Source organism: Thermoplasmata archaeon (assembly GCA_035632695.1).
Taxonomy (GTDB): Archaea; Thermoplasmatota; Thermoplasmata; order RBG-16-68-12; family RBG-16-68-12; genus RBG-16-68-12.
Genome location: DASQGG010000127.1, coordinates 1 through 2,453, shown reverse-complemented (window position 1 = coordinate 2,453; position 2,453 = coordinate 1). Strand labels below are relative to the sequence as shown.

Below are 2,453 nucleotides of genomic sequence, written 5' to 3'. Positions count from 1 at the left end.
GGCTAATTTCCTGGGCGCTGATCCGGCGCTTGTACGTGCCCAAAAGGATTTTGGCGCTGTACTCGTCGGTCAGAAGTTGCGATGCCTCGAGGGGCGACAGAAACTTCGATGCACCCTGGAAGTCGTCGATGTTTCCGGTGTTGTCCTCCAAAGTCCAACCCCGCGTGCTTTGTGAGGGGTTCGATGCGGATGGGGCCTATTTAAGCTATCGGCCTTGATTATCAGAGGAGGGATTCGTTTCGCGCGATGATTATCACCGCGCGCGGAACACGCGTCCGCGCGTGCGCGAGGCGGCCTCAGGCCTCGTTCGCGGAGTTCAGCTCGATCCACTTGCCGTTGATGTCCTTCTCCACGTCGAACTCGAACTTCACCCGGAACACGCCGTCCTCGTAGACGAGATGGGCGGACTTCAGGAGGGAGCGGTACAGCTTCATCGTCTTGCCCTTCGGCGTCGTGACGATCTCGGCGACCTTCAGGAAGCCCGCGGACTCAAGCTCGTGGATCTTGCGGTAGCATGCGGCGATGGGAATGTCGTACCGGTCCGAGATTTCCTGCACGGACCTCGGGACGTCCTGGGTAGCGACCAGGATCCGTTCCGCGTACTCGTCCGTGAGCAACCGCGAAACATCCTTTTCCCGCATTGCGCGTCCGATTCAACCCCCATATTAACCACATTTCTATCCGGTTCTCGTTTTTGATACTGCGTCTCCCTAGGAACCCGTTCCTTCTCCGGGAGACGACGTCCACCGGACGGAGCGCGCGAACCCGGCCAATCGCCGCGATCACACGATGGGCCGAAGCACGGCGTCGGGGACTCCGCCACTCCAGTCCCAGGAGAGGTTGAACAGCTCCGTGTACGGCTTCTCGCCGTACAGGACGACCGAACCGTTCACGCTCTCCAGGTGGAGGACCGCGCTCGCCAGATTCGACAGCTTCGTCGCGGACGCGCTCTGGGGCGTCGCGAATCCGACGAAGACGTCCTTGGACCGCCGGACGGCGCCAAGGACGCCGGACATCTGCTCGAGCACCTTGTCGCCGTACACGCTCTCGAGCGTGTCGAACGCCATGAGCGCGAGGTAGGGCCGTGTGGACTTGGGAAGGTGGTACTCGACGTTGGACCACTTCAGGTCCGTGTCCACGTTGTTGCCTTCCATGTGGAGTGCATTGCGTGACACGTCGCCGCCCCCCAGGGTCACGGACTCGAAGACCTGGATGTGGGTTTCGAACGAGTTCGGCGGCAGGTGCGGGCTCACGAGCTCGCGGGCGTACTCCGCGCTGCCCTTCCGAGGGGGCACATGGGCCACGCCGCGTCCCTGGGCCACGAAGTTGCACATGATGGCCGTCCGCAGCCAGTCCACGTAGTCCGCCGGCACCTGGGTCGAGATCTCGAACGCGACGACGCGACCCTTCGCGAACCCTCCGAGGATCCCGTCCAAGGAGCGCAACCCCGTGCTCACGGACGCCTTGGACGGATCCGGCACGGGCTTCCACGGCTTCGGCGGATTCTCCTCGTGATCGTCCGCGATCCGGAACGCTTCGAGCCGACCGCCGTCGAGCGTGTACAGGTACTTGTGCTGCCGGACCTGCTGGCCGCGGAGCTTCTCGATGGTCATCACGCGGAGGCGGCGCCCTTCATGCTCCGTGGACGCGAGGTTCACGACGCCGTCCCCCAGGTAGTCCAGGCGCGTCTCGCCGCTGCCTTCCAGGACGTAGAGCACGTTCTGCCGATTCCCCTCGACGAGGTCGCGCTGGAGGACGTTGATCAACTTGGACTGTGCGATCCCGTAGTGCTCCGCGAGGGCGTCGACGGAATCGATCAGCACCAGGGACCGCTTCGGGATCCGGGCATCGACGAAGTCGTACGCGGCCTCGACTTCGGGCAGATCGAACCCGATGGCCATCTCGAGGAAGCCGTCCTTGACCTCGGCTCCCGCGACGGACTTGGCGGCCTCTTCCTCCGTGGTCTCTTCGCCGGCCTGGATCTTCCCCTCGAGCTGATCGAGTGCCACGCGGGTGACCTTGGTCGTCGGGTGCGCGGGCTTCGGCGGAGCCTGGAGGATGGCCGGCTTGAGCCGATCCTTGAGCCAGGAGAACTGGTTGTACAGGGACTCGTCGGAGACGCGGGAGCTCAGATAGTGTGAGGAGGCGACCTCGCCGAGCTCCTCGGTGAGCTGGAGGGCGAACGTGGTCTTGCCCGTCCCCGCCTGACCCTTCACGATCAGCGAGTGCCCCCCGGGGGCGTTGAAGAACTCGATGACTTCGCGAGGGATGCGGGAAGCCTTCGGCATGTCGGAACCTCGGCCGCAAGAGCGACGGCGGCTATAGAAAGGTTTCCTTGCCCATGCTCGCGGATGAATGCCACTCCTGATTATCGGGGCGCGTCCGCGGAAAGCAAGTCACGGAAGCGGCGGGCGTCCGCGTGCATGGACTCGTTGTTGAACAACACGAAGGCG

At 63.8% G+C, this 2,453-nt stretch carries 2 protein-coding genes; both read right to left on the bottom strand.

All coding sequences use genetic code 11. From position 1 onward, the window contains the following. Positions 1-296 precede the first annotated feature (296 nt). The gene (locus VEY12_08315) at positions 297-641 is read right to left on the bottom strand and encodes a helix-turn-helix domain-containing protein (GenBank protein ID HYM40128.1); all 345 of its coding nucleotides are present in this window, start codon (positions 639-641) and stop codon (positions 297-299) included. Between the two features lie 141 nt (positions 642-782). Beyond that, positions 783-2,288 carry a gas vesicle protein GvpD P-loop domain-containing protein gene (gvpD, locus tag VEY12_08310; GenBank protein HYM40127.1) on the bottom strand — a complete coding sequence of 502 codons (1,506 nt, stop codon included), beginning with the start codon at positions 2,286-2,288 and terminating at the stop codon, positions 783-785. Positions 2,289-2,453: the final 165 nt, after the last annotated feature.